This is a genomic window from Nocardioides ginsengisoli (genome assembly GCF_039537225.1).
Taxonomy (GTDB): Bacteria; Actinomycetota; Actinomycetes; order Propionibacteriales; family Nocardioidaceae; genus Nocardioides; species Nocardioides ginsengisoli.
In genome coordinates this window covers 85,794-106,792 of sequence record NZ_BAABAC010000023.1, presented here as the reverse complement: position 1 = coordinate 106,792, position 20,999 = coordinate 85,794, and the positions used below count along the sequence as shown (strand labels likewise).

The following is a 20,999-nucleotide window of genomic DNA, read 5'->3' as shown; positions in this document are numbered from 1 at the left end:
CGGCGGACGGCAGGTGCTCGGTCAGCCCTCCAGCAGCGCCGCGTAGCGCCGCTTCTGCTTCGGGTTGACGATCCCGTGCAGGGCGAGCGCGAACTGCTGCCGCACGTATTCGTCGAAGCTGAGGGTGCGCTCGAAGTACCAGTGCTTGAGGGCCCAGGCGTGGGCCAGGAGCACCAGGTTCGCGGAGACGAGCTCGGGCTCGACCTCGCGCAGCGCGCCCGCCTCGATGCCGTCGGCGATGGCGCGGCGCAGCGGCTCGGTGGTCTCGACCTCGAGGTCCTTGATCCGCTGGCGGCCCTCCTCGCTGAGGGACTTGCCCTCGCGGTAGGTGAGCACCGCCGCGTGCCGATGGCGGTCGATGACCTCGCAGTAGCCGCGGAAGGCGGCGGCGAGCCGCTCGACCGGGTCGTCGCCGACCTCCGCGATCGCCGCGGGTACGGCGGTCGCGAAGTCGTCGAGGACGTGGACGATCACCGCCAGCAGGATCTCGTCCTTGCTGCCGAAGTACCGGTAGATCAGGCCCACGCTCACGCCCGCCTCGGCGGCGAGCGCCTGCATCGAGACGGCGTGGGATCCCTCGCGCTCCATCAGGCGCGCGGCCGCGTCGAGCAGCTGCTCGCTGCGCTGGTGGGCGCGGGCCTCGCGGGCCGCGACGTCGGCGTCGACGGCGTTGGTCATCGCGGCAGCCTCCTGTCGGTCGGGGGTGAACAGAGGTTCATTCAACCACGTCCCGATGTGGGGTGACTGTTGACACTCCCCGAAAATGAATCTACGTTCATCGCAGATGAACATCCATTCACACATCGAGGAGCGGTTCGACATGAACGACCTGATGGAGCAGAAGTTCGACGACATCACCTATGTCGTCGAGGACGCGGCGGCGATCGTCACGATCAACCGCCCCGAGCGCTACAACGCCTTCCGGTCGCAGACCGTCGACGAGCTGATCACCGCCTTCAACCTGGCCTGGTCCGACCAGCGGGTGCGTGCGGTGATCCTCACCGGCTCCGGCGAGAAGGCGTTCTGCACCGGCGGCGACGTCAAGCAGCGCGCCGAGACCGGCGACTACGGCCCGAGTGAGCTCGGCCGCTTCCGGATCGGCGACCTCCACAAGCTGATGCGCGACATCCCCAAGCCGGTCATCGCTGCCGTCAACGGCATCGCGATCGGCGGCGGCCACGTGCTGCACGTGATCTCCGACGTCTCGATCGCCAGCGAGACCGCGCGCTTCGGCCAGGCGGGGCCTCGGGTCGGTTCCTTCGACGCCGGCTTCGGCTCGGCGTACCTCTCCCGTGTGGTCGGCGAGAAGAAGGCCCGGGAGATCTGGTTCTGGTGCCGCCAGTACACCGCCGCCGAAGCGCTCGACATGGGCCTGGTCAACAAGGTCGTCCCGGCCGACCAGCTGCTCGCCGAGGCCAAGTCCTGGGTGGCCGAGGTCGCCGCGCTCAGCCCGACCGCCATCCGGTTCCTCAAGCAGTCGTTCAACGCCGACACCGACCACCAGGCCGGATTCTCGAACATGGCGATGACCGCGCTCGACATCTTCGGCGTCTCGCCCGAGGGCATGGAGGGCGCCACCGCGTTCGCCGCCAAGCGCCCGGCCGACTTCGCGCCGCACGTGAACTGGCACTGACATGCACTACGCATTCGACGAGGACCAGGACGCCTTCCGCGCCGAGATGCGGCGCTGGGCCGAGAAGGTGCTGGCCCCGCACTACCAGGCCGACGACCGGACGGCGGAGTTCCGCCACCAGCTCGCCCTCGACATGGCGGGCATGGGCCTGACCGGGCTCCGCATCCCCGAGGAGTACGGCGGCCAGGACGCCACCGCCGTGATCGCGGGCATCGCCGCCGAGGAGGTCGGCCGCGCCGACTTCAACGCCGGCTACCTGATCATCAACACCGCCCTGATCAGCGACATCATCGTCCGCAACGCCTCGGCCGAGCAGAAGGCCGCGTGGCTGCCGGGCATCGCGTCGGGCGAGACCGTCCCCTGCATCATGATCACCGAGCCCGGCCACGGCACGGATGCCGCGAGCCTCGAGCTGCGCGCCGTCCCGGACGGCGACGACGCCTGGGTGCTCGGCGGCGAGAAGACCTCGATCACGCTGGGGATGGCCTCCGACCGGGCCGTCGTCCTCGCCCGCACCGGCGGTCCGGGGGCGCGCGGCGTCTCGGCGTTCTGGGTCGACATGAACGACCCGGGCATCAGCCGCAGCGCGTTCGACGACCTCGGCAGCCGCGCGATCGGCCGCGCGTCGGTCCACTTCGACGGCGTCCGCGTCACCCGTGCCGACCTGATCGGCGACGAGGGCGGCGGCTTCGTGTCCGTCATGCAGGGCTTCGACTACTCCCGCGCGATCATCGGCCTGCTCTGCCTCGGCGCCGCGCAGGTCTCGCTCGACGAGGCTGCCCAGTGGGCGCGCGACCGCGAGGCGTTCGGGCAGCCGATCGGCCGGTTCCAGGGCGTCAGCTTCCCGCTCGCGGAGTATGCGACGTACCTCAAGGGCGCCCGCCACGTCTGCTACGAGGCGCTCTGGCTCAAGGACAACGACCTCGAGCACAGCGCCGAGGCCGCGATGGCCAAGTTCTGGGCGCCCAAGCTCGCCACCGAGGTGATCCACCAGGCGCTGCTCACGCTCGGACACGTCGGCTACTCGACCGAGCACAAGGTCGGCCAGCGCCTGCGCGACGTCATCGGCCTCGAGATCGGCGACGGCACCGCGCAGGTCTCCAAGCTCGTCATCTCCCGCGACCTGCTCGGTCGCCCCTACGCACCGTGACCGGAAGGACCAGAACCATGGGCAATCTCGAGAACAAGATCGCGATCGTCACCGGCGCCGGCCAGGGCATCGGCAAGGCCATCGCCGCCAAGCTCGCCGCCGAGGGCGCGACCGTCGTCGTGACCGACATCAACGAGGCGACCGCCAAGGAGACCGCCGGCGAGATCGGCGGCGGCGCGGTGGGCATCGCCACCGACGTCACCGACCGGACGTCGGTCGACGCGATGGTCGACCAGGTCGTGGCGCAGTTCGGCCGCGTCGACGTCCTGGTCAACAACGCCGGGTGGGACAAGGCCGAGCCGTTCGTCGACTCGGAGCCGGAGACCTGGGACCGGGTCATCGCCATCAACCTGTACGGCGTCCTCAACACCTCGAAGAAGGTGCTGCCGCTGATGATCGCCCAGGGCGGCGGCCGGGTGGTCAACCTCGGCTCCGACGCCGGGCGGGTGGGCTCGTCGGGCGAGGCGGTCTACTCCGCGGCCAAGGGTGGGGTCATCGCGTTCACCAAGGCGACGGCGCGTGAGGTCGCGCGTGCCGGCGTGGCCGTCAACTGCGTGTGCCCCGGCCCGACCGACACCGCGCTGTTCGCGTCGATGGGCGGGGAGCGGCTGCGCGAGGCGCTGGCCAAGGCGATCCCGATGCGCCGCCTCGGCCAGCCCGAGGACCTCGCCAACGCCGTCGCCTTCTACGCCTCCGACGAAGCCGCCTTCATCACCGGCCAGACCGTCAGCGTCAGCGGCGGCCTGACCATGTCCTGATGCCCGCCTGACCAGGGAGCCCGTCGTGTTCGACACCCTTCTCACTCCTGAGCGGATCGCTCGCGAGACCGCCGCCGGCCACTGGCGCGGCCGCACGATCACCGACTTCCTCGACGAGCATGCCGCGGCGACGCCCGACAAGGTCGCCTTCGTCGACAGCCGCCGCGCGATCACGTACGGCGAGCTGCGGCGACTCGTCGACCGGGTCGCGCTCGGCCTCGTCGAGCGTGGCATCCGCCCGGGCGACGTCATCTCCTTCCAGCTGCCCAACTGGATCGAGTGGATCGTGATCCACTACGCCGCCTCGCGGATCGGCGCGATCAGCAACCCGCTCATCCCGATCTACCGCGAGCGTGAGGTCGGCTTCATGGTGGGCCTCGCGAAGTCGCGGCTGATCGTGGTGCCGAGCGAGTTCCGCGGGTTCGACTACCCGGCGATGGTCGAGCGGCTGCGCGGCGGGTGGTCGCAGCCGGTCGACGTGCTCGTCGTCGGCGACGACTCGTGGAGCGAGCTCGTCGACACCGCCTGGGACGAGCGGGTCGACCCGGCGCGCCTCGAGGCCCTGCGGCCCGACCCCGACGACGTCACCCTGCTCATCTTCACCAGCGGCACGACCGGTGAGCCCAAGGGCGTCATGCACACCCACCACACCATGGTCGCGGCCAACGACCCGCTGCCGGCCCGGCTCGGTGTGAGCGGCGACAGCGTGCTGCACATGGCCTCGACGCTGGCGCACCTCACCGGCTTCCTCTACGGCGCGCGCCTCAACGTCCAGAACGGCGCGACCTGCGTGCTGCAGGACGTCTGGGACGCCGCCACCTTCGTCGAGCTGGTCGCCCGGCACGGCATCACCTACACCTCGGCCGCGACGCCCTTCCTGCACGACCTGCTGGCCGCGCCGAACCTCGCCGACCACGACCTGTCGTCGCTCGTGCGGTTCTGCTGCATGGGCGCGCCGATCCCGCCGGCCGTCGTCCGCGCCGCGCGGGAGCGGCTGCCCGGACTGGTCGTCGTCGGCGGCTGGGGCCAGACCGAGGAGGGGCTGGTGACGATCGGCATCCCCGGCGACCCGCTGGAGAAGATCGTCGAGACCGACGGCTATCCCTGGCCGGGCATGGAGATCCGCGTCGTCGGCGAGGACGGCGGCGTGCTGCCGCCGCGCACCGAGGGCGCGCTGCAGGTCCGCGGCCCGTTCCTCTTCGTCGGCTACGCGGAGCGGCTCGAGCTGACCCGCACCCTGCTGGTGCCCGCCGACGACGGCGGCGAGCCGTGGTTCGACACCGGCGACCTGGCGTACGTCGACGAGGACGGCTACCTCCGCATCTCCGGCCGCACCAAGGACGTCATCATCCGCGGCGGCGAGAACATCCCGGTCGCCTACGTCGAGAACGCGCTCTACGAGCACCCGGCGATCGACTCGGTCGCCGTCGTGGCGAAGCCCGACCCGCGGCTGCAGGAGCGGGCGTGTGCCTGCGTCGTCCTCACCGCCGGCGCTTCGCTCACCTTCGAGGACATGCAGGTCTTCCTGGCCGAGCAGGGCGTGGCCAAGCAGTACTGGCCCGAGCAGCTGCTCGTCCTCGACGAGCTGCCCCGCACGCCCAGCGGCAAGATCCAGAAGTTCCAGCTGCGCGACCGGGTGGCCGGGGCGTGAGCGCCGCGACGGCCTACCTGGTCGACGGCGTCCGCACTCCCTTCGGCCGGTACGGCGGCGCGCTGGCCGAGGTCCGTGCCGACGACCTGGCGGCCCACGTCGTCCGCGAGCTCGTCGCCCGCCACGCCGGGGTCGACTGGGAGCTGCTCGACGACGTGCTCCTCGGCTGCGCCAACCAGGCCGGCGAGGACAACCGCAATGTGGCGCGGATGGCCGCACTGCTGGCCGGTCTCCCGGTCGAGGTGCCCGGCGGCACGGTCAACCGGCTGTGCGGGTCGGGTCTCGACGCGGTCGCCCAGGGGGCGCGGATGATCCGCTCCGGCGAGGCGGACCTGGTGATCGCCGGCGGTGTCGAGTCGATGACCCGCGCGCCGTTCGTCGTACCGAAGGCGGGGAAGGCGTGGTCGCGGTCGACCGAGGTGCACGACACCACGATCGGCTGGCGGTTCGTCAACCCCGCCCTGGCCGAGCGGTACGGCGTCGACGCGATGCCGGCGACCGCGCAGCATCTCGCGACCGAGCGCGGGATCGGCCGCGACGACCAGGACGCCTTCGCGCTGCGCTCGCAGGAGCGCGCCGCCAAGGCCGCGGCCGACGGCCGGCTGGCCGTCGAGATCGCGCCCCTGGTGGTCGATGCCGACGAGCACCCGCGCCCGACCTCGCTCGAGGCGCTCGCTGCGCTGCGTCCGATCGTGCCCGGCGGCAGCATCACCGCGGGCAACTCGTCGGGCGTCAACGACGGCGCGGCCGCCGTCCTGCTGGCGTCGGGGCGCGCGGTCGAGGCCTACGGCATGCAGCCGCTGGCCCGGGTGAGCGGCGCCGCCGTCGCCGGGGTGCCGCCGCGGATCATGGGCATCGGACCGGTTCCCGCGACCCGCAAGCTGCTCGTCCGCGCCGGCCTGACCGTCGCCGACCTCGACCTGATCGAGCTCAACGAGGCGTTCGCCGCGCAGGCGCTCGCGGTGACCCGCGAGCTCGGCTTGCCCGACGACGCCGAGCAGGTCAACCCCAACGGCGGCGCGATCGCGCTCGGCCACCCGCTCGGCGCGAGCGGGGGCCGGCTGGCGCTGACCGCCGCGCTCGAGCTGCAGCGCCGCGGCCTACGGCGCGCACTCGCCACGATGTGCATCGGAGTGGGGCAGGGCATCGCCCTGCTCCTGGAGGAGGCGTGATGGAGCTCGAGACCCTGCTGGTCGACGTCGCCGACGGCGTCGCACTGGTGACGATCAACCGCCCGGAGGTGCGCAACGCGGTCAGCCGCCAGGTGCAGGACGACCTGCGCACGGTGCTCGACGCCTTCCGCGACGACGACACGGTGGGTGCGCTGGTGATCACCGGTGCCGGCGACCGCGCCTTCGTCGCGGGCGCCGACATCGCCCAGCTGCAGCACTACGACCTGCACACCGGGCTGGCGTCCGACATGCAGCGCCTCTACGACGAGGTGGAGGCCTACCCCAAGCCGACGATCGCCGCCGTCAACGGCTACGCCCTCGGCGGCGGCTGCGAGCTGGCGATGGCGTGCGACATCCGGATCGCCGCGACCACGGCCCGCTTCGGCCTGCCGGAGACCAATCTCTCGGTCCTCCCGGGCGCCGGCGGGACCCAGCGGATGGCGCGCCTGGTCGGCACCGGGCTGGCGATCGACCTGGTGCTGACCGGCCGGATGCTCACCGCCGACGAGGCCCTCGCCGCCGGGCTCGCGACCCGCGTCGCCGAGCCCGACGCGCTGCTCGACACCGCGCGCGAGCTGGCGCGGGCGATCCTCGCGAAGGGGCCGCTCGCCGTACGCCTGGCCAAGCTGGTGATCCGCTCGGGCATGGACGCCGACCAGCACACCGGACTCGTCGTCGAGCGGCTGGCGCAGGCGCTGCTCTACACGACCGACGACAAGCGCGAGGGTGCCGAGGCGTTCCTGGCGAAGCGGACGCCGTCGTGGAGCGCGCGATGACCGGCGTCGAGTCGGTGCTCGTGGTCGGCGCGGGCGCGATGGGATCGCAGATCGCGCTGGTCGCCGCGCTGGCCGGCTGCGACGTCGCACTCCACGACGTCGACGTCGACGTGCTCGCCCGGGCGGAGCGTCAGCTGCGCGACCGGATGGCCCAGCAGATCGTCAAGGGACGACGGACGCCCGAGGAGGTGGGCCAGGCGTTCGCCCGCCTCCGCTTCGCCGCCGAGCTGGACCCGGTCACCGACGTCGACCTGGTCATCGAGGCGGTCGTCGAGAAGGTCGACGTCAAGCGGCAGCTGTTCGCCGACCTCGACCGCCGCTGCCCCGAGCGCACCGTCCTGGCGAGCAACTCGTCGAGCTTCGTGCCGTCGGCGATGGCGAGCGCCACCATGCGGCCCGACCGGTTCTGCAATCTCCACTTCTTCAACCCGGCGCTGGTGATGAGGTGCGTCGAGGTGGTGCGCGGGCCCGCGACCTCGGAGGCGACCATGGCCGCCGCGGTCGGGTTCGTCGAGCGGATCGGCAAGCAGCCCGTCGTCCTCGACCGCGAGATCCCCGGCTTCGTCGCCAACCGGATCCTCAACGCCGTCCGCGACGAGGCGATCCGGCTGCTCGAGGGCGGCTACGCCACCGTCGAGGCGATCGACACCGCCTGCCGCACCGCGCTGGGCTACCCGATGGGGCCCTTCGAGCTGATGGACCTGACCGGGATCGACATCGGCTACCTCACCAAGCAGGCCCGGTACGACGAGACCGGCGACCCCGCCGACGCGCCGTCCGCCACCGTGCGGATGCTCGTCGCGGCGGGACACCTCGGCCGCAAGACCGGCCGGGGCTTCTACACCTACGAGAACGACGAGCAGGGAGACGACTGATGGACCTGACGCTCACCGAGGACCAGATCGGCTTCCGCAAGCTGGCTCGCGAGTTCCTCGACAACGAGGTGGTGCCCTACCGCGCCGAGTGGGACCGCCGCGAGGCGGTCGACACCGCGATCATCCCCAAGCTGGGCGAGATCGGGTTCTTCGGGCTCACCATCCCGGAGGAGTACGGCGGTATCGGCGGCGACTACATCACCTACTGCATCGGCATGGAGGAGCTGGGTCGCGCCGACTCGGCCGTCCGCGGCATCGTGTCGGTCTCGATGGGCCTGTTCGGCAAGATCGTGCTCGAGCACGGCACCGAGGCGCAGAAGCAGGAGTGGCTGCCCGGCATTGCGACCGGCACCAAGCTCGGCTGCTTCGGCCTGACCGAGCCCGACACCGGATCCGATGCGGGCAACCTCAAGACCCGCGCGGTCCGCGACGGCGACGACTACCTGATCACCGGCTCGAAGATCTTCATCACCAACGGCACCTGGGCCGACGTCTGCCTGGTCTTCGCGCGCACCGGGGAGCCCGGCCCCAAGGGCGTCTCGGCGTTCCTCGTCCCGACCGACGCGCCCGGCTTCACCCGTACCGAGATCCACGGCAAGCTCGGCCTGCGCGGCCAGGCGACCGCCGAGCTCGGCTTCGACAACGTCCGGGTGCCCGCCGACGCTCTCGTCGGCGAGGAGGGCGAGGGCTTCAAGCTCGCCATGAAGTCGCTCGACAAGGGGCGGGTCTCCGTCGGCGCCGGCTGCACCGGCATCATCCAGGGCTGCCTGGAGGCGGTGGTGGCCTACAGCAAGGAGCGCCAGCAGTTCGGCCGGCCGCTCGCTTCCTTCCAGATGATCCAGGACATGATCGCCGAGATCTCGATCGACGCCGATGCCGCGCGGCTGCTCACCTGGCGGGCCGCCGACCTGATCGAGCGCGGCATCCCGTTCGCGACCGAGGCGTCGAAGGCGAAGTACTTCGCCTCGGAGGCGGCCGTGAAGGCCGCCAACCTGGCCATCCAGGCCTTCGGCGGCTACGGGTACGTCGACGAGTACCCGGTGCAGAAGTACATGCGCGACGCCCGCGTGATGACCCTCTACGAGGGCACCAGCCAGATCCAGAAGCTGCTCATCGGCCGCGCCGAGACCGGCATCTCGGCATTCCTCTGACCTCCAGATCCGCTGCGACAGGAAGTGATCCCCATGCCTCAGGCACCCTTCGAGCTCTTCGACATCGACCATCTCCTCGACGAGGAGGAGATCGCGATGCGCGACACCGTGCGCTCCTTCGTCGAGTCGCGGATCAAGCCGCACCTCGCCGACTGGTACGAGTCGGCCACCATCCCCGCTCGAGAGCTGGCCCTCGACCTCGGCAAGCTCGGCGTGCTCGGCATGCACCTCGACGGCTACGGCTGCGCGGGCACCAGCGCGACGGCATACGGGCTGGCCTGTCTGGAGCTCGAGGCGGCCGACTCGGGCCTGCGCTCGCTGGTCTCGGTCCAGGGCTCGCTGGCGATGTTCGCGATCTGGAAGTGGGGGAGCGAGGAGCAGAAGGAGGAGTGGCTGCCACGGATGGCCGCGGGCGAGGCGATCGGCTGCTTCGGCCTGACCGAGCCCGACTTCGGCTCGAACCCCGCCGGCCTGCGCACCCGCGCGGTGCGGGACGGCGACGGCTGGGTGCTGACGGGCAACAAGATGTGGATCACCAACGGCTCGGTCGCCGACGTCGCCGTGGTGTGGGCGCAGACCGACGAGGGGATCCGCGGGTTCGTCGTGCCGACGGACACGCCGGGCTTCTCGGCGCCGGAGATCAAGAAGAAGATGTCGCTGCGCGCGTCGGTGACCTCCGAGCTGGTGCTCGACGGCGTGCGGCTGCCCGACAGCGCCGTCTTCCCGGAGGTGCGCGGGCTGCGGGGCCCGCTGTCGTGCCTCGACGAGGCGCGTTTCGGCATCGTGTTCGGCGCCCTCGGCGCTGCGCGCGACAGCATCGAGACCGCCATCGCCTACGCCAAGGACCGCGAGATCTTCGACCGCCCGCTCGCCGCCTTCCAGCTCACCCAGGCCAAGCTCGCTGACATGTCGCTCGAGCTCGGCAAGGGGATGCTGCTCGCCGTCCACCTCGGCCGGCTCAAGGACGCCGGCCGCCTCCACCCCGACCAGGTCAGCCTCGGCAAGCTCAACAACGTGCGCGAGGCCATCGCGATCGCCCGCGAGTGCCGCACCATCCTCGGCGCGGCGGGCATCACGCTCGAGTACCCGATCATGAGGCACGCCAACAACCTCGAGTCGGTGCTGACCTATGAGGGCACCAGCGAGGTGCACCAGCTCGTCATCGGGCGGGCGCTGACCGGCGAGGCGGCCTTCCGCTAGGAGCGGCTTCTCGGTCTCAGGCAGCCGCCACCCCCAGGTAGTACGCCGTGAACACCCTCGGCCCGCCCTCGCCGTAGAACCGGTCCAGCTCCTTGATCTGCAACCCGGCCTCCTCGATCAGCGCCGGGATGTCGCGGGTCAGGTGGCACCCGCCGAAGAGCCGCTTCTGCACCGGCTCGAGCCGGCGCTGCCAGGTCACCACGCCCGCGTCGGGGGCGAGGCCGTGCTCGACGAAGTGGAGGGTGCCGCCGGGGCGGAGCACGCGGCCCACCTCGCGCAATGCCTGGACGGCGTCCGGGATGGTGCACAGCGTCCAGGTCGACAGGGCGGTGTCGAAGCTGTCGTCGGCGAACGGCAGGTGCTGCCCGTCGAGGCCGGCCCGCTCGACCGGGACCGGGCTGTCCCCGAGCCGGTCCTGCGCCAGCCGCCAGCCGAGGTCGGCGGGCTCGACCGCGGCGACGCGGCGCAGGTCGGTCGGATAGAAGGGCACGTTCAGCCCGGAGCCGAACCCGATCTCGACGACCTCGCCGTGCAGGCCCTCCGCCACGCGGGCGCGGTTCGGCTTCTCGTACTTCGTGCCGCAGGCGACGTTGATGATGTGCGGCAGCACCCGGTCTGCGTAGAGACCCATGCGTACTCCTCGGTGTGGGTGGGGCGTGAGTCGTCTACTCAGCGCCAGTCGAGCCGGGTGACCTCGCCGCCCCGGATCTCCACGTCGGACGGGAGATCCGGGCGGTCGCCGTGGACCCGGTAGCGGCCTTCGGTCAGGGCCGGGTAGACGCCGGCGCCGAAGGTCCGGCCGCCGGCCGAGCGGAGGTGGATCGCGGTGTGCGTCCGCGCCTCCGGCGCGGCCAGCGGGCTGATCTCGATCTCGCGCCCGACATAGCTCTCGTCGGTGAGCAGCACCAGGGCGCCGACGTCGCCGCCGATGTCGAGGACCGGCGGCCCCTGGCCGGCATCGTGCTGGTGGGAGTGCGGGTGCTGATGCAGGTGCGTCACGGCTCTCCTCACGCCGCGGGGTGCTCGAAGCCGGAGAACGGCGTGCCGAGGAAGGGGAAGGTGTCGAGGTACGACACGTGGCTGCCGGCCTGCGAGTCGGTCAGGCCGTCGGTGACGACGCCGGCCGCCGCGTCGGGCGTGTACGACGCGTTCACCAGGGGGTACGTCGCCCCGGCGATGGCCCGCAGCTCGATGGTCGTCACGTCGTCGCGCACCCGGCGTCCGTTGGGGAAGCCGGCGAGATCGCCCCCGAGGATCCCGAGGATCGAGGGCTTCGTCGCCGGCGGCACCGCGACATTGAGCCGGAGCAGGTCCGCCGGGCGTGGGCCGGTGAAGTTCTGGAAGCCGGGGATCACGCCGGTGGGCAGGCCGGTGAGCAGGATCGCCATCAGGTCGGCGCGCGCCGCCGTCAGTCCGGCGAGGTTCGGGAAGACGCCCGGGTAGAGCACCGGGATGAGACGGGCGAGCTCGGGATGCGCGACGTACTTCGCGAACGCGGCGTCCGCGGACGGCGGCAGCGCGTTCCACCGGTCCTTGTCGCCCATCGGGACGATCACCTCGTTGAACAGCGGGTTGCCGAGCCGGGAGACCTGGACCCACGGCCCGGACTCGACGTCCGGCTCGGCGCCCTGGCGGATGATCGCCTTGCGACGGTAGGCCGCGGTCCAGACGCCGATGACGGCGCGGTTGTCGCTGACGCCCGTCGGCCGCACGTGCCCGCGGGTGAGGTCGGTGATCGGCACCTGGAGCGCGATGCTGTGGACGTTGGTGAACTGCGTCCCGTTGATGCCGGGGGCGGCGGCCATCGGGATCAGGTGCAGGTTCTGGAACGGGCGCAGCGCGCCGAGGTCGAAGATCGAGCCGAGGTCGACGTAGAAGCCCTCCTGCCGCTGGCCCGCGAACACCCGGCGGCCGCCGGGCAGCGGGTGGATCGCGGCGGCCGCGAGCGCGGCGTAGTGGGGCGTCGAGCGCGGCCCGATGTTGCAGGGCGGGCAGGCCAGATCGGTCGCGAGGACCCGCCGTACGGCGTGCTCGCCGTAGCCGCTGACCCGGGTGACGGTGTAGTGCTGGCGCCGGTTCCAGTTGGGGCTGTCGAGCGAGGTGATCGGCCCGGTGTTGTAGAGGAAGGTCTCCGGGTCGTGCACCTCGCTGCGGAACCGGAGCTCGTAGGTGACGTCGGGGTGCCCGTCGCCGTCGTTGTCGATGTGGATCGCGTAGCGGACGTCGTCGCCGAACTCGTAGAAGTTGGGGCCGCCGTCGGGTGCCTCGAGCGGGATGTAGTTGGCGATCAGCGTGACCGTGTCGGGCCGGTCGGGGCTGACGAAGGCGTAGAGGTCGGTGCTGTCGGCGACCGGGTCCTTGGCGATCTCCGGTGCCTCGCGGTGGGAGGACATCACTGCCTCCCGGTCCGGGCCAGGGCCTGCAGCAGGGACGCGACCAGCCGGCTGTCGCGGAAGACGATCTCCTCCGCGTCGGCCAGCACGGCCACCTCGCCGGTGCGCACGTCGCGGACGTGCAGCAGGAACGTCGTCGGGGCGGGTACGGCGACCGGCGCGGCGCCGGTCAGGAGCGGGACGGCGGCGGTGCCGGACGCGGCGGCCGCTCCCGCGAGGGATGCCTGGACCATGAAGGTCCGGCGGCTGAGTTGAGACATGCTGTCCCTCCCGGGGAGAGGTGGGGTTGCCCGAGCGCTGTCGCTCACCAACCAACTCCGCCCGGGTGCCCGCGGCAAGCCCCAAATGGTGGCTTTGCCCGACCCTCGCGGACGCCCACCGCGGACCACCGCGTCGCGGACGCCGCTCGGCGGGTAGCCTCCGACCGTGCCTCAGATCGTCGTCCTCACCGGTGCCGGCATCTCCGCGGAGAGCGGCGTGCCGACCTTCCGCGACGCCGACGGTCTCTGGGAGGGCCACCGGGTCGAGGACGTCGCCACGCCGGAGGGCTTCGAGCGCGACCGGGCGACGGTCCAGCGGTTCTACGACGAGCGCCGGGCGGCGCTCGCCAAGGTGGAGCCGAATGCCGCGCACCGGGCGCTCGCCGAGCTCGAGGAGACGGTCGGCGACGGGCTGCTGATCGTCACCCAGAACATCGACGACCTGCACGAGCGGGCCGGCTCGCGCAACGTGATCCACATGCACGGCGAGCTGCTCAAGGCGATGTGCCGCTCGTGCGGCAAGGTCGTGCCGTGGGCGGGGACGCTCGCCGACGAGCCGGCGTGCCCCGAGTGCGGGGTCGCCGATCTGCGCCCCGACGTCGTCTGGTTCGGCGAGATCCCCTACGAGATGGACCGGATCGCCGACGCCCTCTCCGACGCCGCGCTCTTCGTCTCCGTCGGCACCTCCGGTGCGGTCTACCCGGCCGCCGGCTTCGTCCAGCACGCCCGTCGCCACGGCGCCCGCACCCTCGAGCTCAACCTGGAGCCGAGCGAGGGCAGCCACTTCTTCCACGAGTCCCGGCAGGGGCGGGCCGGCGACCTGGTGCCCGCCTGGGTGCGCGAGGTCTTCTGGACCTGATGCGGCGACCGGCTGCGTCGGCGCCGCCGCCCCTCAGCCGGCGGCCAGCTCTTCGTCCATGATGGCGAGTAGCCGCTCCCGGTCGTCGGCGAGCCCGAGCGGCCCCAGCCAGTCGGCGATCGTCGCGCGGAAGAGCTGACCCGACGCGATCACCCGCGGGTCGCAGTGTCCGGTCGACTCGAGGGTGACGACGCCGTAGAGCGCCGACCAGGCGCGCATGTAGATCCACAGCAGGCCGCGGTCGTCGCGGGGGATGTGGTCGGACTTGGCCGGGATCAGGGGGTTGAGGACGGCGTCGCGGATCACCGGGTCGAGCTCGTCGAGGCTCGGGTAGGGGAACCGGGTGCGCTCCCAGATCTGCCACACCAGGTCGGTGAAGTAGTGCCCCGACGTCGAGACGGTGAGCAGCTCGCGGCGCTCGGTGTCGGCCTCGGCGGTCGGGTTGGCGAACACGAGGGCGAACTGCCGCGGGTGGAGCAGGGCCCACTGCCGGAAGCGGGCGCAGGCGACGGCCAGCCGGGCGGCGGGGTCGTCGTCGGGGAAGCGGGAGGCCGCCTCGACCCAGGTCGCGGTCGCCGCCTTGTCGAGCTCGAAGGCGACCAGGTCGACCAGCTGCTGGTGGTTGGCGACATAGCGGTAGAGCGCCGGCGCGGTCATGCCCATCCGGCTCGCGACCGCGCGCAGGGAGAGGTCGGCGCCCTCCTCGAGGAGCTGGGTGGAGACCTGCACGATCTCGTCGTACGTCGCCTCGCGCTGGCGTTCGCGGCGGGTGGCGGGCGCGCGCAGCTGCGGCACGGGACTCCTCGAGATCGGTGGGGCGGAGCGCTTGACGAGGTGAGTTTACACCGTTTACGGTTAACGGCGTTAACGAAACTGACGAGGTTTCACAGACCGCCCGGAGGAGCCGCCATGTTCGAGCGATGGGGTGCGCTGGTCGTACGACGTGCGATCGCCGTCCTGCTCGTCGGGCTCGGGGTCACCGCGCTGGCGGCGATCGCGGGCGTCGGCCTGGAGGACAAGCTCGCCGCGGGCGGATTCGACGACCCCGGCACGCAGTCGGCGCGCGAGCTGACCGCCGAGCGAGCCACCTTCGGCAACCGCTCCATCGACGCGATCGTGCTCTTCAGCAGCGACGACGAGTCGGTGAGCGACGCGGCCTTCGAGCGGGAGGTGCAGCGCACCGTCGCCGCCATCCCGCGCGACAGCGTGGTCTCCGTCGCCACCTGGTACGACGTCCGCGACCCCGCCATGGTCAGCAAGGACGGCCACGCCACCGCCGTCTACGTCTCGCTCGCCGGCACCAGCCAGAACGACTTCATCGACTCCTTCGCCGAGCTGCGCCCGGTCGTCGAGAAGAGCAGCCTGCACACCGCCTTCGCCGGCCCCTACGCCGTCTACTCCGACGTCAACCGCGAGACCAAGTCCGACCTGCTGCGCGCCGAGCTGGTCTCGATGCCGGTCGTGCTCATCTTGTCGCTGATCATCTTTCGCAGCGTGGTGGCCGCGCTGATGCCGCTGCTCGTCGGCGCGGTCGCCGTCCTCGGCGCCCGGGCGACGGTCGCCGGGCTCAACCACCTCGTCGACGTCTCGATCTTCGCGCCCAACATCATCACCCTGCTCGGGCTCGGCCTCGCGATCGACTACGCCCTCTTCGTCGTGTCCCGCTTCCGCGAGGAGATCGCCAAGGCCCCCGACGACACGACGCGGGCGCTGGTGCGCACGATGAGCACCGCCGGGCGCACCGTCGCCTTCTCCGCGCTGACCGTCGCCGCGGCGATGAGCTCGCTGCTGGTCTTCCCGCAGACCTTCCTCAAGTCGATCGGCTACGGCGGCATCGCGGCCGTCCTGATCGCCATGGTCGCCGCGCTGACCGTGCTGCCCGCGACCCTCGCCGTCCTCGGCAAGCGCATCGACGCCGGCCGGATTCCGCTGCTGCCGCGCTCGACCGCGGCCGAGGGTGACAGCGGCGCCTGGGCGCGGCTGGCGCGCGGCGTGATGCGGCGCCCGATCGTCGTCGCCGCCGCGGTGACCGTCGTCCTGCTCGCCGTCGCCTCACCCTTCCTCGGCGTGAAGTGGGGGAGCGTCGACTACCGGGTGCTGCCCAGCGACACCCCCTCGCACGTCGCCTCGGAGCGGCTCAACCGCGAGTTCGGCCCGGAGCGCTCGACCGCCAACATCCTGCTGAAGGGCGCCGACCAGGCGGGCGTCGCGTCGTACACGAGCGAGCTGGAGCGGGTGCCGGGCGTGGTCGACGTACGGCCGGTGGCGACGGAGGGCGACACCACGCTGCTGCGTGCCGCGTGGCAGGGCAACAGCCAGAGCGAGGCGTCGCAGCAGGTGGTCCGCGACCTGCGCGCCGTCCCCGCGCCGGGCGACGCCGACGCGCTGGTCGGCGGGCTCACCGCCGACACCGTCGACCTGGCGCAGTCGGTCGGCGACCACCTGCCGCTGATGGTCGTGATCGTGGTCGGCGTGATGCTGCTGCTCCTGTTCCTCGCCTTCGGCTCGGTGGTGCTGCCGCTCAAGGCGGTGCTGATGAACGCCTTCTCGATCACCGCCTCCTTCGGCGTGGTCACGTGGATCTTCAGCGACGGCCACCTCGCGAGCCTGCTCGGCTTCACGCCGCAGGGCTTCCTGGACATGACCAACCCGATCGTGATGCTGGCTGTGCTCTTCGGGCTGTCGATGGACTACGAGGTCTTCCTGCTGTCACGGGTCCGCGAGCAGTGGGACGCGACCGGCGACAACGACCTCGCCGTCCAGACCGGCGTGCAGAAGACCGGCCGGATCATCACCAGCGCGGCCCTGCTGCTCGCCGTCGTCATCGGCGCCTTCAGCCTCAGCGGCGTGGTGTTCATGAAGATGATGGGCATCGGCATGCTGGTCGCGATCCTCGTCGACGCGACCGTCGTCCGGGCCCTGCTGGTGCCGGCCACGATGAAGCTGCTCGGCCGCTGGAACTGGTGGGCGCCCGGACCGCTGGCCCGGTGGTGGGCGCGCTACGGGTTCCGCGAGGGAGAGGCCGAGGGCCGGGCCGACGCGGCGCCGGCCGGGGGCGAGCGAGAGCCTGTCGCGGCCGGCGCCTGAGCGGTGGCGACGGTCAGGCGTTCTCCTTCTTGAAGACCGAGGTGCCCCACCACACGGCGAGCGCGAAGAGCGCCACCGTCCAGCCGACGCCCCACAGCATCGAGGAGTCGTAGTCGCCGAAGAAGGCGGCGCGGACCGCGTCGACGACGTGCTTGATCGGCATGAAGTCGCTCAGCCGCTGCAGCCACTCCTTGCCGAAGGTCATCGGCAGCAGGATCCCGCTGAGCAGCAGCACCGGCATCATCACCAGGTTGATGACCGGCGCCATCACGTCCTCGCTCTTGGTGGTGAGCGCGAGCGCATTGGACGCCGCCGCGCAGGCGCCACCGAGCATCAGGGTGAGGACGACGCCGAGCACGATGCCGCCGAAGGAGGCGTCCATGCCGAGGACCAGGCCGAGGACGACGAGGATCAGCGCCTGCACGAGGAGCTGGAGCAGGTCGCGGTAGAGCCGGCCGAAGAGCAGCGCGGAGCGATGGGCGGGGGTGACCCGCTCGGCCTCGATGACGCCCTCGCGCCACTCGCCGATGAGCGAGAAGCCGGCGAAGAAGGCGCCGAAGATGCCGAGCTGGACGAGCATGCCGGGCACGAACCAGGTGTACTTGTTGCCGCCCAGCTGGGCGATGACCGGCTCGAGCAGCGGGCCGAAGAGCAGCAGGTAGAGGACCGGCTGCAGCATGCCGATGATCACCCACGCGGGGTTGCGCAGGTTCATCCGCAGCTGGCGGTTGAAGACGATCCAGGACTCGCGGAAGAACGTGCTCATGCCGAGGCTCCTTCGGGGGTCGCGGCCGGCTGGGCGGCGTCGTCGCCGGCGGCGCCGTCGCCGTCGGCCGCGGCCTCCGCGTCGCGCAGCGAGCGGCCGGTGAGGGTGAGGAAGACGTCGTCGAGGGTGGGGCGCACGACCTCGATCGACTCGAGCGAGACGCCCGCGTTGTCGAGGTCGCGGAGCAGCCCGGGCACCGCCTTGCCGGCGCGCGCGACCCGGCCGCGGACGTGGTGGCCCTCGACCTCGACGTCGCTGCTGATCGAGGCGAGCTTGTCGCGGGTGATCGCGACCTGCTCGTCGGCGCTCACCTCGAGGTCGACCAGGTCGCCGGCGACGGCGGCCTTGAGGTTGTCGGCGGTGTCGCTGGCGACGATCTCGCCCTTGTCGATGATCACGATCCGGTCGGCGAGCGCGTCAGCCTCGTCGAGGTAGTGGGTGGTGAGGAAGACGGTGGCGCCCTCCTTGGTGCGCAGGTCGGCGATGTGCTGCCAGAGGTTGATCCGCGCCTGCGGGTCGAGGCCGGTGGTCGGCTCGTCGAGGAACACCAGCGACGGCGAGTGGATCAGCGCCATCGCGATGTCGAGGCGGCGCTTCTGCCCGCCCGACATGTTCTTCGGCATCCGCCGCCACAGCCCCTCGAGTTGCAGCTTGCCGAAGAGCTCCTCGCCCTTGGCGACGGCCGCCTTCTTCGACATCCCGTAGAGCATCCCGTGGTCGACGACCTCGTCGCCGGCGTAGGCGCCGGAGAAGGTCGAGCCGACCTGCGAGCAGTAGCCGATGCTGCGTCGTACGTCGACCGCCTGGGTCGCCACGTCGAAGCCGGCCACCGTCGCGGTGCCGGCGGTCGGGCGCAGCAGCGTCGTGAGCATCCGCAGCGTCGTGGTCTTGCCCGCGCCGTTGGGCCCGAGGAAGCCGACCACCTCGCCCTCGGCGACGTCGAGGTCGACGCCGCGGACGGCGTGGACCTCTCGCTTCTGCTTGCCCTGTCCGGTGTGGAAGGTCTGCACGAGGCCTCGTGCTTCGATCATCTGGGTCCCCTCGTAGTCAAGGTTGAATTCGGCGAGTGTTCAATATTGAACATGCCGGTGTCAAACGCCCCCGCGCTTCGTCTCCATCACAGACCATGCCACCGACAGTGACTCATCGGTTTGGGTGCGCGCGGCTCACGGGGGACGTGTCTCACCCGGCATTCGGGTCCCGAATCGGCCGGAATCAGGACAGGAATGCCGGGTGGGACGAGGGGATCGCCCCCAGGGAGTGTTCGCCCGCGGATGGGTCAGCGGTGCAGCAGCGAGCGGTAGCGCTCGCGGTCGGCGTTCATCTGCCAGCCCGCGTCGTCGGCCGGCGGCGTCCAGGTCGAGGTGTCGAGCCGCAGCTCGCCCTTCTTGAGCTGCTCGATGGTCTCGCGCAGCCAGCCCAGCTCGGCGACCGCGAGGTCGAGCCACATCACGATCGTGCGCAGCGCGTGGGGCGGCGCCTCGGCCGGCGCGGCGGGCGTGGCGAGCTGGGCGACGATCTCCTCCAGCGCCACTCGGCGCCGGATCAGCGAGCGCAGCGCCTGGTCGGTGGGCACCAGCGGCAGCAGGCCGAAGGCGGCGCTGAACGCCGTCCGGTCGACCAGGCTGACGTCCTCGAGGCCGGCGACCGCCAGCTGCTCGAGCTCGGCGCGGCCGGAGTCGGTGAGCTCGTAGACCGCGACCGGGCGCCCGCCGTCGACGAGGTCGTGGCGGACCAGGTGGCCCTGCCGGGTCAGCGTGCTCAGCCCGTTGTAGATCGAGCCGGGGTTGAGGTGCGCCCACTCGTCGACCTGCCACGACAGCAGCTCGCGCCGGATCTGGTAGCCGTTGACCGGCTCGAACAGCGCGACGGCGCCCAGCAGCAGCAGGCGGGTGTCGTGCGCGGCCATGACCGGAGTCTAGAAGGACCGCCCGGGCTGGGCGCGGGACCCATCCCCCGACGGATTTTGTTGTGCTCGGGGACAACGACCCGCTATGTGACTCGCGAGTAGAGTCCGCGCCATGAAGCGTGACATCTACGACGAGGACCACGAGGCCTTCCGGGCGTCCGTCAAGGAGTTCGTGGACCGCTCGGTCCTGCCCCACACCGAGGAGCACATCGCCGCGAAGGCGCTGCCGCGCGAGTTCTGGCTCGAGGCCGGCAAGCAGGGCCTGCTCGGTCTCGAGGTCCCGGAGCAGTACGGCGGCGCGGAGGCCGGCGACTTCCGGTTCAACGCGATCCTCCAGGAGGAGCTCGCGAAGGTCGGCGCGGCGTACCCCACCTGTCACGGCATCCACGCCGACATCACCGCGCCGTACATCGTCGAGCTCGGCACCGAGGAGCAGAAGCAGCGCTGGCTCCCGGGCGTCGTATCCGGCGAGATCCTCCTCGGCATCGGCATGACCGAGCCGTCCGGCGGCTCCGACCTCGCCGCGCTGAAGACCACCGCGGTCCGCGACGGCGACTCCTGGGTGATCAACGGGTCGAAGACGTTCATCACCAACGGCTACTCCGGCGACCTCTTCGTCACCGCCGTCCGCACCGACCCCGAGAAGGGCCCCAAGGGCATCACCCTCTTCGGCATCGAGGCGACCGCCGAGGGCTTCAGCCGCGGCCGCAAGCTCGACAAGGTCGGCATGGAGGAGTCCGACACCGCCGAGCTCTTCTTCGAGAACGTGCGGGTCACCGACGCCGAGATCATCGGCGAGCTCAACATGGGCTTCATCCACATGATGCAGAAGCTCCCGCAGGAGCGCCTCGGCTGCGCCGTCGCCAACGTCGCGCACGCCAAGCAGATCCTCACCGAGACCATCCAGTACGCCAAGGAGCGCCAGGCCTTCGGCGCCCCGATCGGCACCTTCCAGCACAACAAGTTCCTGCTGGCCGACCTGGTCACCCGGATCGAGGTCGCCGAGGCCTACATCGACAAGTGCGTCCTCGCGCACTCGGAGAAGCGGCTCACCGCGATCGACGCGGCCAAGGCCAAGTGGTACTCCTCGCAGGTGCAGTCGGAGGTCCTCGACCACTGCGTGCAGCTGCACGGCGGCTACGGCTTCATGAACGAGTACCGCGTCGCCCGCGCCTGGCGCGACGCGCGCGTCACGAAGATCTGGGCGGGCTCGAACGAGATCATGAAGGAGCTGATCGGGCGCGACCTGGGCCTCTGAGCGCGGGTGCAGGAATCCCCGCTTCAGCGGGGATTCCTGCGCTTCCTGACGGTTGCAACCGTCAGGAAGCGCCAGTTTCCGTCAGGAAGTCCGGCGCAGCA

At 71.3% G+C, this 20,999-nt stretch carries 21 protein-coding genes; 12 read left to right on the top strand and 9 right to left on the bottom strand.

Annotated features, from left to right (window positions below; translation table 11 throughout):
* Positions 1–21: 21 nt before the first annotated feature.
* Positions 22–678 carry a TetR/AcrR family transcriptional regulator gene (locus tag AB4880_RS12045; protein ID WP_367919481.1) on the bottom strand — a complete coding sequence of 219 codons (657 nt, stop codon included), beginning with the start codon at positions 676–678 and terminating at the stop codon, positions 22–24.
* A 106-nt stretch (positions 679–784) separates the two neighbouring features.
* On the opposite strand from AB4880_RS12045, the gene AB4880_RS12040 reads away from it, so the two are divergent.
* The 9 genes from AB4880_RS12040 to AB4880_RS12000 are packed head-to-tail and all read left to right on the top strand — an operon-like array spanning position 785 to position 10,366.
* Positions 785–1,633: an enoyl-CoA hydratase-related protein gene (locus AB4880_RS12040; RefSeq protein WP_379229143.1), complete on the top strand. Its 849-nt coding sequence runs from the start codon at positions 785–787 to the stop codon at positions 1,631–1,633.
* 1 nt (position 1,634) lies between these two features.
* Positions 1,635–2,783 (top strand): acyl-CoA dehydrogenase family protein, encoded by a 1,149-nt coding sequence (locus tag AB4880_RS12035; protein WP_367919480.1) that lies wholly within the window; start codon positions 1,635–1,637, stop codon positions 2,781–2,783.
* Positions 2,784–2,800: 17 nt separating this feature from the next.
* Complete coding sequence (locus AB4880_RS12030; protein ID WP_367919479.1) at positions 2,801–3,541, top strand: SDR family NAD(P)-dependent oxidoreductase; 741 nt, start codon at positions 2,801–2,803, stop codon at positions 3,539–3,541.
* Positions 3,542–3,566: 25 nt separating this feature from the next.
* Positions 3,567–5,192, top strand: a complete 1,626-nt coding sequence (locus tag AB4880_RS12025) for an AMP-binding protein (RefSeq protein ID WP_367919478.1) — start codon at positions 3,567–3,569, stop codon at positions 5,190–5,192.
* On the top strand, positions 5,189–6,364 hold the full coding sequence (pcaF, locus tag AB4880_RS12020; protein WP_367919477.1) for a 3-oxoadipyl-CoA thiolase: 1,176 nt from the start codon (positions 5,189–5,191) through the stop codon (positions 6,362–6,364). Before AB4880_RS12025 ends, pcaF begins: the two co-directional genes overlap by 4 nt.
* Positions 6,364–7,140 (top strand): enoyl-CoA hydratase/isomerase family protein, encoded by a 777-nt coding sequence (locus AB4880_RS12015; protein WP_367919476.1) that lies wholly within the window; start codon positions 6,364–6,366, stop codon positions 7,138–7,140. The genes pcaF and AB4880_RS12015 overlap by 1 nt, the downstream gene beginning before the upstream one ends.
* Positions 7,137–8,015 (top strand): 3-hydroxyacyl-CoA dehydrogenase family protein, encoded by an 879-nt coding sequence (locus tag AB4880_RS12010; protein ID WP_367919475.1) that lies wholly within the window; start codon positions 7,137–7,139, stop codon positions 8,013–8,015. The genes AB4880_RS12015 and AB4880_RS12010 overlap by 4 nt, the downstream gene beginning before the upstream one ends.
* On the top strand, positions 8,015–9,166 hold the full coding sequence (locus tag AB4880_RS12005; RefSeq protein WP_367919474.1) for an acyl-CoA dehydrogenase family protein: 1,152 nt from the start codon (positions 8,015–8,017) through the stop codon (positions 9,164–9,166). The genes AB4880_RS12010 and AB4880_RS12005 overlap by 1 nt, the downstream gene beginning before the upstream one ends.
* Before the next feature lie 33 nt (positions 9,167–9,199).
* Positions 9,200–10,366 carry an acyl-CoA dehydrogenase family protein gene (locus AB4880_RS12000; protein WP_367919473.1) on the top strand — a complete coding sequence of 389 codons (1,167 nt, stop codon included), beginning with the start codon at positions 9,200–9,202 and terminating at the stop codon, positions 10,364–10,366.
* A gap of 16 nt (positions 10,367–10,382) precedes the next feature.
* Here the strand turns inward: AB4880_RS12000 and AB4880_RS11995 are convergent, their stop codons facing one another.
* The 4 genes from AB4880_RS11995 to AB4880_RS11980 are packed head-to-tail and all read right to left on the bottom strand — an operon-like array spanning position 10,383 to position 13,019.
* Complete coding sequence (locus AB4880_RS11995) at positions 10,383–10,997, bottom strand: class I SAM-dependent methyltransferase (protein WP_367919472.1); 615 nt, start codon at positions 10,995–10,997, stop codon at positions 10,383–10,385.
* A 38-nt stretch (positions 10,998–11,035) separates the two neighbouring features.
* Entirely contained in the window at positions 11,036–11,365 is a 330-nt protein-coding gene (locus AB4880_RS11990; RefSeq protein ID WP_367919471.1) for a hypothetical protein, read from the bottom strand.
* 8 nt (positions 11,366–11,373) lie between these two features.
* A complete protein-coding gene (locus tag AB4880_RS11985; protein ID WP_367919470.1) occupies positions 11,374–12,759 on the bottom strand; it encodes a DUF4331 domain-containing protein in 1,386 nt (461 codons plus the stop codon).
* Entirely contained in the window at positions 12,759–13,019 is a 261-nt protein-coding gene (locus AB4880_RS11980; RefSeq protein ID WP_367919469.1) for a hypothetical protein, read from the bottom strand. The genes AB4880_RS11985 and AB4880_RS11980 overlap by 1 nt, the downstream gene beginning before the upstream one ends.
* A gap of 166 nt (positions 13,020–13,185) precedes the next feature.
* Here AB4880_RS11980 and cobB point away from each other — a divergent pair, with 166 nt between their 5' ends.
* Positions 13,186–13,878: a Sir2 family NAD+-dependent deacetylase gene (gene cobB, locus AB4880_RS11975; RefSeq protein ID WP_367919468.1), complete on the top strand. Its 693-nt coding sequence runs from the start codon at positions 13,186–13,188 to the stop codon at positions 13,876–13,878.
* Between the two features lie 33 nt (positions 13,879–13,911).
* Here the strand turns inward: cobB and AB4880_RS11970 are convergent, their stop codons facing one another.
* Positions 13,912–14,673 (bottom strand): TetR/AcrR family transcriptional regulator, encoded by a 762-nt coding sequence (locus AB4880_RS11970; RefSeq protein WP_367919467.1) that lies wholly within the window; start codon positions 14,671–14,673, stop codon positions 13,912–13,914.
* 114 nt (positions 14,674–14,787) lie between these two features.
* Here AB4880_RS11970 and AB4880_RS11965 point away from each other — a divergent pair, with 114 nt between their 5' ends.
* Positions 14,788–16,965: an MMPL family transporter gene (locus AB4880_RS11965; RefSeq protein ID WP_367919466.1), complete on the top strand. Its 2,178-nt coding sequence runs from the start codon at positions 14,788–14,790 to the stop codon at positions 16,963–16,965.
* Positions 16,966–16,978: 13 nt separating this feature from the next.
* Here AB4880_RS11965 and AB4880_RS11960 read toward each other — a convergent pair whose 3' ends face one another.
* The 3 genes from AB4880_RS11960 to AB4880_RS11950 form a co-directional block, all read right to left on the bottom strand.
* The gene (locus AB4880_RS11960; protein ID WP_367919465.1) at positions 16,979–17,731 is read right to left on the bottom strand and encodes an ABC transporter permease; all 753 of its coding nucleotides are present in this window, start codon (positions 17,729–17,731) and stop codon (positions 16,979–16,981) included.
* The gene (locus AB4880_RS11955; protein ID WP_367919464.1) at positions 17,728–18,762 is read right to left on the bottom strand and encodes an ATP-binding cassette domain-containing protein; all 1,035 of its coding nucleotides are present in this window, start codon (positions 18,760–18,762) and stop codon (positions 17,728–17,730) included. The genes AB4880_RS11960 and AB4880_RS11955 overlap by 4 nt, the downstream gene beginning before the upstream one ends.
* 248 nt (positions 18,763–19,010) lie before the next feature.
* On the bottom strand, positions 19,011–19,640 hold the full coding sequence (locus AB4880_RS11950; RefSeq protein WP_367919463.1) for a PadR family transcriptional regulator: 630 nt from the start codon (positions 19,638–19,640) through the stop codon (positions 19,011–19,013).
* 112 nt (positions 19,641–19,752) lie between these two features.
* On the opposite strand from AB4880_RS11950, the gene AB4880_RS11945 reads away from it, so the two are divergent.
* The gene (locus tag AB4880_RS11945) at positions 19,753–20,898 is read left to right on the top strand and encodes an acyl-CoA dehydrogenase family protein (RefSeq protein ID WP_367919462.1); all 1,146 of its coding nucleotides are present in this window, start codon (positions 19,753–19,755) and stop codon (positions 20,896–20,898) included.
* Positions 20,899–20,999 lie beyond the last annotated feature (101 nt).